This window comes from Pedobacter sp. UBA5917 (assembly GCF_002432345.1).
In the GTDB taxonomy this organism is placed as follows: domain Bacteria; phylum Bacteroidota; class Bacteroidia; order Sphingobacteriales; family Sphingobacteriaceae; genus Pedobacter.
In genome coordinates, this window is record NZ_DJDT01000017.1 from 1 (window position 1) to 6,257 (window position 6,257).

The 6,257-nt window shown below is 39.1% G+C and carries 6 protein-coding genes; all 6 read right to left on the reverse strand.

Annotation, left to right across the window (positions count from 1 at the left end; genetic code table 11):
- Window positions 1–14: 14 nt before the first annotated feature.
- The 6 genes from B2V92_RS01135 to B2V92_RS01160 all read right to left on the reverse strand — a co-directional run bounded on the left by B2V92_RS01135 (window position 15) and on the right by B2V92_RS01160 (window position 6,118).
- On the reverse strand, window positions 15–1,871 hold the full coding sequence (locus B2V92_RS01135) for an STN and carboxypeptidase regulatory-like domain-containing protein (RefSeq protein WP_293304066.1): 1,857 nt from the start codon (window positions 1,869–1,871) through the stop codon (window positions 15–17).
- A 6-nt stretch (window positions 1,872–1,877) separates the two neighbouring features.
- A complete protein-coding gene (locus B2V92_RS01140) occupies window positions 1,878–2,828 on the reverse strand; it encodes a FecR family protein (RefSeq protein ID WP_293304068.1) in 951 nt (316 codons plus the stop codon).
- 4 nt (window positions 2,829–2,832) lie between these two features.
- Entirely contained in the window at window positions 2,833–3,399 is a 567-nt protein-coding gene (locus B2V92_RS01145) for an RNA polymerase sigma-70 factor (protein WP_293304070.1), read from the reverse strand.
- A 51-nt stretch (window positions 3,400–3,450) separates the two neighbouring features.
- On the reverse strand, window positions 3,451–4,242 hold the full coding sequence (locus tag B2V92_RS01150) for an SDR family NAD(P)-dependent oxidoreductase (RefSeq protein WP_293304072.1): 792 nt from the start codon (window positions 4,240–4,242) through the stop codon (window positions 3,451–3,453).
- A 204-nt stretch (window positions 4,243–4,446) separates the two neighbouring features.
- Window positions 4,447–5,451: an SDR family NAD(P)-dependent oxidoreductase gene (locus tag B2V92_RS01155; RefSeq protein WP_293304073.1), complete on the reverse strand. Its 1,005-nt coding sequence runs from the start codon at window positions 5,449–5,451 to the stop codon at window positions 4,447–4,449.
- Between the two features lies 1 nt (window position 5,452).
- Window positions 5,453–6,118, reverse strand: coding sequence for a DUF6134 family protein (locus B2V92_RS01160; protein ID WP_293304074.1), 666 nt, complete (start codon window positions 6,116–6,118; stop codon window positions 5,453–5,455).
- Window positions 6,119–6,257 lie beyond the last annotated feature (139 nt).

Below are 6,257 nucleotides of genomic sequence, written 5' to 3' on the forward strand. Positions count from 1 at the left end.
TAAAAAGAACCTCTCTACAAAACAACCAACCCCACACTCCAACCTATCCAACCTGTATATCTCGGATCTTTAAAGGTAAAATCACGGTGTTTCTCCTGTAGCAATCCAAAATCACCGATTTTGGTATCCTGTTTAGTGTGATACACATTAACCGACGGACCGCCCTGAATGGCGAGCCATTTATTTAACCTGATATTTACCGGAAGTTCAAACTTGCCCAACAGATTAATATAAGCCCAATCGCCCTGGTACACACACTGCGTGCTGACTTCAGGATTCAGGGAAATTTTTCGGAAGAAGTTTATTTCTTTTCCAAAGCCTAAACCACCAGTATATATTTTTTCGGAAGATTTTGTATTCATACCGAACATCAGCATATTGTACAAACGTTTACTCCCGCCCTTGTATGCAAAATTATAAGTTGTACTCTCGTTGGTGCCCACACTAAATTTGTGATAGCCCTTTAAGGCAACATTAATCAGTCCGATTGAGTAACCATCATTTTGATCGGAAATATTAAAAACCCCCAGCTGTACTCCCTTTAATTTTTTGGCATAATTGATTGTACCTATCTGTAATCCCCTGGCAGTAGTTGCAGTATAATTTGCAAGTCCTGCTATATTTAATCCATCCGATTCTTTATTTAAATTGGCAATTCCGGCAATCTGCATGCCACGCGATTTTCCGTTCACAATATTGCCGGCGACACCGATCTGGATACCTTCCTGATATCTTGAGCCAATATTTAGCGCACCAACCTGAAAACCATTAAAGTTTTTGCCAATATCGTTTAATCCCAAAGAGACCTGCATGCCCCTGAAATCCTGATTCACTTTATTGTAAACCCCGCCAACCTGAAAACCCTCGAAACTTTTACCCACGCGATTATAAGCGGCAGCAATCTGTACGGCCTGAACATCTCCTATAACATAATTAAAAAAGCCGCCTATTTGTGTTCCACGAACATTCCCTCCCACCAGATTGAAACCACCAGCAAACTGAAAATATTGCACATCGCTTTTATCGATATTAAAACCGAAACCGATTTCGGCACCATCTACCCCGGCACTGTAAGCCCCAACCACATTAAGCGAAAATTTGTTTACCACCTGTCCGCTTAATGATCCGTGTGAGTTTAGTCTTGGAATTAACGAAAACTGGAATGGTGCTTTAGAAATAAACCCACCGATATTGATCGACTGGATTTTTTGTTGTGCTGTAACCAGTGCATTCCCCAGCCAGGTTTTTTCTACGTCGTTTAAATTTCCGCTGATAAATGATTCACCCGCCTTTTCTTTTTTAGGCGTAATGTTTACCTCGGCCAAAAAGTGGGTAATGGTTGACTTATAATTTTCTTTGCTCACGGTTAGCGAAATGGGCTGCGTAATATTTTTTAAACGCATAGAGAAGTAGCCATTCCCATCAGATATTTCGGAAACCAGCAGTTTTTTTTCGTAAATACTGGCATCCTGTATCGGTTTATTGGTGTACTTATCGACAACCTGGCCCGTAATGGTATAAAGTTCGGGATTGCCAACCGATTCGTTAACGAGCAGGACCAGCTCAAGCGGCGCATAACGGATGATCACAAAATTACCCGACTGACGGTATTCGAACCGGTGTTTTAATAATTTATCGAGGGTTTCGGCAATATTCAGGTTATTTTCATGGATACTGACCAAACTATCAACCGGTAATATACTACTGTTATACGAAAACCTGAAGCCACCTTTTTCTTCTATAGTAGCCAATACCGAACCCAATTTCTGCTGATCGATATTGAGGGAAATATTTCTGGATAAGGTAGACTGCGCTTTAACCAAACAATTTGAAAATAAGAGAAATAGAGCAATAACTTTGAGCGTACGCATAAGTCTTTATTTAAGTTTGATTATACCTTGCCCATGCTCTACTTTTATTTTAAACGTTTCTGCAATTACATCCAAAATTTCTTTAAGCGATTCGTTTTTAAAGGTGGTACTGATGGGAAGCGTCTTTAATGCAGGATTAGTGATCACGATATTCGACTTAAATTTTTCGTTAAGTGCTACAACCAGATCAGCAAGAGGTGTTCCATCGCAAACCAGTTCGTTTGTATAATAATAATTGTACAGTTTACCCTGATTTTCACTTTTAGTTAAATGTGCCTGATTTGGGCTAACTTCTACCTTTTCGCCAGCGGTTAAACGTACACTATCGCTTTGGTTATTTACCTTAACAATACCGCTTTCTACAATTACAGTTGTCCCTTTTCCATCTCCCCTCACATTAAATGCAGTGCCAACCACAGTTACCTGCACATCGTTAATGCTGATGATAAAAGGCTTTGATTTATCGGCACTAACTTTAAAAAAAGCTTCCCCTTTTAATTTCACATCGCGGGTTTTATTAAAAAATCCCCCTACAAAAGATATTGAAGATTGTTTGTTCAATATCGCAGTAGAACCATCAGGCAAAACCTGGGTTAAAGTTTCGCCATCGCTGTTTACAGCGATTTTATTGCCGATCAAATTGTTATAGAAAAATAAGCCCACACTAAAAATGATAGCAATTACAGCTACCCAGCGCAGCACAAATGTATAACTGATTGTTTTTGTTTCTTTCTGCAAACGGATATTTAACCGCTCCAAAGCCTGATGTTCGTTTATCGAATGATCGATCTGAAGTTTGCTTTTCTCCAGTATCGTCCTGAAATCCTCCAGCTGCTTACGGTTATCCGGATTTGATGCTGCCCAAGTTTCAACTTGCTCAATTTCAGCAACAATGGCCTCACCCAGCAGGTATTTTGCAAGCACATCATCGTTAATATTTGTATAATTTTGATCCATAAGCTTATTTTAATAATATAAAAATGAGGATCAGGAAATCGACCACTTTAAGCCGCAAAATTTTCAAGGCTTTCCCCATCTGATTTTCTACCGTTTTGATAGAAATGTTTAACGCATCGGCAATTTCCTGGTATTTCATCTGGTCGAACCTGCTCAGCTGAAACACATTTCTGCATTTTTCGGGCAGTTCGTTTATTGCCGAATGGATATTTTTCTCCAGCTCTGTTGCCATAATCTCTGTATTTAAATTTCCGGTATCGTTTTTCACTGCATCTGCATAATGGATATTAAACTTCGATCTCACTTTTTGATGTTTGAGGTAATTTAGGCTTTCGTTATGTACCGAACGATATAGAAATGATTTTAAAAACCCATCTTCATTAAGCTGATCCCTTTTTGTCCAGATGCGCACAAACACATTCTGAACAATTTCTTCAGCATCATCTTTCTCCCTGGTGATGGTAAAAGCATAGGCATGCAGACTTTTAAAGTGCTTTAAAAACACTTCGTCGAAAGCCTGTTTATTACCGCTTTTAATTAATCCGATAAGGTGGGTATCGTTACTTTCCATAAAGCTAAACCTGCAAGGTTTTAAAAACCTTACAGGTTCCGGGTTTTAGATCTATGTTGTTAAAATCGACCTCAATTTACGCCTAATAATGATTTCTTTTAAAAAGGTTGGGATAATTTTATCAAGTATGAGCAAAAAACGATTGGCAAAACCCGGTATAATTTCTTTTTTTCCTTTCAGCATGCCATCCATAGCTGTTTTGGCCACATAATCGGCTTCTAAAATGGTGGCTTTTGCGAAACCCTTCAGTTCGCTGTTCATTACCAACAATTCGGGCTTGGTATTAATGCCACCAGGGCTCAGCAAACTGATGTGCACATTTGTACCGCTAAGTTCGAGCTGCAGGCAACGGGTAAAATACCCAATAAAAGACTTGGTTGCTCCATAAACCTGTTTTTTTGGAACGATAAAATGTCCGCCCAAACTACCCACATTTAAAATATAACTTGCTGTGCTTTTATCGATATGGTTTAAAAACAAACGCGTAAGCAGTACGGTATTGGTGATGTTAAGATCGATCTGTGTACGGTAAAACTCAACATTTTTATCTTCAAACCAGCTCCAGTTCCCTAAACCGGCATTATTGATCAAAACGTTAACGCTGATATTCTGCTCCTTTAATTTTTCGAATATTTCGCTTGCGGCATTGCTTTTGGTTAAATCTATTTCAATACCGTACACCTTGCTGTTAAAGTTCACACGAAGGTAATTTACTAAATGTTCCAATCCGCTGTTGGGTAACGAAACCAATACCAGTGCGAGCCCGCGTTTGGCCGATTCGATGGCGAAAGATTTACCTAAACCCTCACTTGCCCCTGTAATCAATGCTGTTAACTGTTTCATTTTTATATCTTTTATTTTTTTGCCACAGATAAACACAGATTATTAGATGCTATCGTTAAAATTCTATCTATATGCATTGTTTATCATCCTCGTTTGCAACGAGGACTGGTGAGCATGTCGATTGTATCGATGTGCTAATTCTACTTTCCACATTACAAATGTGGTTCACGATCATCCTCGTTACAAACGAGGACGATATTTCTTCTAATTATGCTGAAAGTGATTAATGGTTTTCCCTAAACCTATCGCAAAAGGAGTTATTCTATAATTTAATTCGGCAATGGCTTTATTGCTCGAATATTGCTGATTGCACTTTAACCTATCGGCAAATTCTGGCAGGAAAAACGGTGTAAGATTAAAGAGTCTCGACTTTAACGATTCCAGCAAACTATATGCTTTAATAATACTTACCGGGATTTTGTATAAACTCCGCTGTTTGCCCGTAAGCTGTTTTAAAATGTTGAAGAAGCCATTAAATGAAACGTCAATCCCGCCTAAAATATAACGTTCGCCGTTTCTTCCCTTGTTCATGGCTGCGATATGTCCATCCACTACATCATCTACAAAAGCATAATTGGCAATGGCTTTTCCGTCGCCGGGAATAAAATGCCAGGTACCGTTAATGTAACCTGTAACCATTTTACTTACGGTATTGCTATCGGTAATCGGCCCATCGCCATATACCCTCGAGGGATTTACAATAACCACTTCCAAACCTTTTTTCACAAATGCCTTAACTTCCAGCTCGGCCAGGTATTTGGTCCGTTCGTAACTGATCGGAAATCCAACAGCTCTTGGATCATTCTCCGAAACCGGTAAATTTAATGTCGGTCCCCATACGCCACAGGTTGAGGTATGCACTACCCGCTCTACTCCTGTTTTTAAGGCGCAATTAAGTACATTTCTTGTTCCGATTACATTTACATCGTAGAAATCCTGCTCATTTTTGCACCACATTTTGGCCATTGCCGCAGTGTGGTATACCTGATAACAGTCTTTCATGGCATTTTCCAAACTTTCGGTATCCAAAACATCCCCTTTTACAAACTGGATGTTCCTGTGTTTCATCAAAAATGGATGATTTACATTTCTACAGAGCGCAATTACATCGTAACCCATCTCCGCCAGGGCAAAACATAATTTCCGGCCGATAAAGCCCGATGCCCCGGTAACCAAAACCCGCAGGTATTTATTTGCTACAGCTTCCATATTAAACCCTTTCCATTCTGATGGTGTACAATGAGTGATTTACGATAACGAGTTTACAGACCCCGTTTTCGAAATGGTAATCGTTATAATTTCCATCAGGAAGATTAATGCGGTACTGATGTGCACCATTTTTTTGAATGGGAATAAAACACTGGAAATTATCAGAATATATTTCGGAGATATTAACCGGTTCTTTGGTGTACAATAACATCATGTTGTAATTGATAGGCTGGCTGAGGGTACTCGTTTTATCGCCGGTTTTAAGCTGATAAACATTATTGAGCCAGCTTGTTTTTTTGGCTTCTTTGGCATTGCCATTTACAATCCTGTTTACATTTGAGGTAAGTAATCTGCCATTTTTAAAATGTGCCTGATCTTCTGTTTCGACATTGATTTTAAATAAAAACCGGGTTTGTACTTTAGATGTTATGGTTAAATAAGTATTTTCTCCTTCTTCTTTCTGTTGAAAATACATCTGCCCAATAATCTCGCCATTACGTTTAATGTTAAACCTGCTCTGCTGCGCAAAAGCCGACGACAATGAACAGATGAGAAAAAGTGCCGTAGCAACAACTCTCGGATTGACCGGGTTTTGGGAGGAAAATTTTTTGTAGGTTTTTGGAGCAAAATATTTCTTGCATACCCAAATAATAATTGCAGGAATCATAGTATCTCTATTTGTTAATTTAGAGCTATTACAACTCATAAGAGATTTACCCCTACGCCGAAATTTATTTTTTTTATTTTTTCCGCTCCTATGCCGCGGCGGCATGGTACTTTGGAGCGCCAAAGTACCCAAAGCGCTT